The 1697-nt window shown below is 38.4% G+C and carries 2 protein-coding genes; one reads left to right on the top strand and one right to left on the bottom strand.

Annotation, left to right across the window (positions count from 1 at the left end):
• Positions 1 to 520, bottom strand: a 520-nt coding sequence (locus CP355_RS09865) for an NADPH-dependent FMN reductase (protein WP_098044441.1), incomplete at its 3' end; no start/stop codon positions are given.
• A 671-nt stretch (positions 521 to 1191) separates the two neighbouring features.
• Here CP355_RS09865 and CP355_RS10245 point away from each other — a divergent pair.
• A complete protein-coding gene (locus CP355_RS10245; RefSeq protein ID WP_143438290.1) occupies positions 1192 to 1380 on the top strand; it encodes a hypothetical protein in 189 nt (62 codons plus the stop codon).
• The last annotated feature ends 317 nt before the right edge of the window (positions 1381 to 1697 follow it).

Raw genomic sequence — 1697 nt, 5'->3', positions numbered from 1 at the left:
TAGGTTCATCTAATAATAATAATTTAGGATTTCCTAGAAGTGCACGTGCAATGTGACCATTTTCATCAGCCAACTTATCAGTATTACCGATGTACAATTCTGGTTGTTGCATCGTTGGCATGTCTAAGAAGACCAAGGATTGACGTAAAACATGGTGTGCTAAGACGCCAGAGATACCAGAGATCGATTGGGAAGCAACCAAAGCAGGCTTGCCGCCCCAAACACTTTGACCCCATGGACGTGAAGCAACATCCAAAGCATTCTTCAAGGCTGCTGGGATGCTACGGTTATGTTCAGGTGTGACAAAGATGAACGCATCTTGAGCCGCAACGGCCTGACGAAATTCTGTATATTCTACGGGTGAATCCGCATCGTAGTCTTGGTTATATAGTGGCAACTTAGCGATATTTAAGTACGTTACTTCAGCGTCGTCTGGTAACCCAGCAACGATGTCCTCAGCGACCCCTTTAGAATAAGAATTTTTACGAATAGAACCTACAATTACACCATATTTTGTCATATCAAACAATCCTTTCAAAACTAATTTCCTTGTTATACTTACCAATAGTAAGTATAACAAGCTGTTGAAAAAGTGCAACCATTTTAGCCTATCAATTTTCAAAATCACTTGTTCAATCGCCAAAAAACGTTGTTAAATCAAGACTTACGCTCCAGAAAAATATTTTAGTCTATGTCTAATTACCGACAGAAAAGATCATCGGAGTATCAATGATTCCGATGACCCTTTCTTTATTTTCAATACACGTCTAACCGGAATTTACGTTATTTTTATCCCTCGCCTATCTCTAAATGTCTGAACACACCTTTTAAGATCCCGCTGAAATAAGGCCATTGCCCCAGCATTAACGGCAAGGCCCCAGACTTCACCCAACATATTCGGCCACTGTTATCTGCATAGCATCCGCCTGAACTTCCGACCTGATAAAAATGCGCTGACCACCACAGTGCATCAGCGCATATCAGACCGCGTATCGGTTCAATTTATAAAACGTCATAATTTATTTGATACGGGACAACATCCGTTTGATAAGTCGCAATAGAAAATTCAACTAGCCGCTGGTGACCATCCTACCCCTTACGTTTGCGCCGAATCGCTAATGGTAATCTAGCTTATTGTCTAGAACGATTTAACTGGCACCACGCGTATTCTATATATATGATTTTGATGATTTGATCGAAGAAAATGGAAAAATTCAAACAAATGGATTGTTATTATTTTTAGGAACAATGGCTGGAGTAAATGGATCAGCTTCTTTGTTGCGGGTGTCAAGTTCTAATGCTATAAAGTATGCTTCTAAACAAATATTAGGGAAACCTTTAATGAAAACTTTGTGGTACTCATTATTAAAAAATAACTAGTATAGTTGCTGGCAAAACACTAACCAAAAAGGGACTAGCCTCTGGAATTGAGAAAATTGTTCCAGTCGTTGGTGGAGTTACTTCGGGAAGTAGTAAGTGTCAATATTTTTGCGGTAGGCCAGCGTGTGTCAGTCAAGAAAGGGATTTTTTCTACGTAAAGTCAAGCATAATAAGAAGTTTGGCTTCATTTTTTGTTTAAATTTCAACTTAAACATCTTTTAGTGTCGATTTATTTTTTTAGTTAGACACAACAAATAAGCCCCTAAGTGTATAATTTTTTACGGTAAGTTGAATAAATAATTAAAAAAGCCCAAGTC

Source organism: Lactobacillus sp. UMNPBX4 (assembly GCF_002554115.1).
GTDB lineage: Bacteria > Bacillota > Bacilli > Lactobacillales > Lactobacillaceae > Lactobacillus > Lactobacillus gallinarum.
Note: the sequence above shows the minus strand (reverse complement) of the source record. Positions and strands in the feature narration are given on the sequence as shown.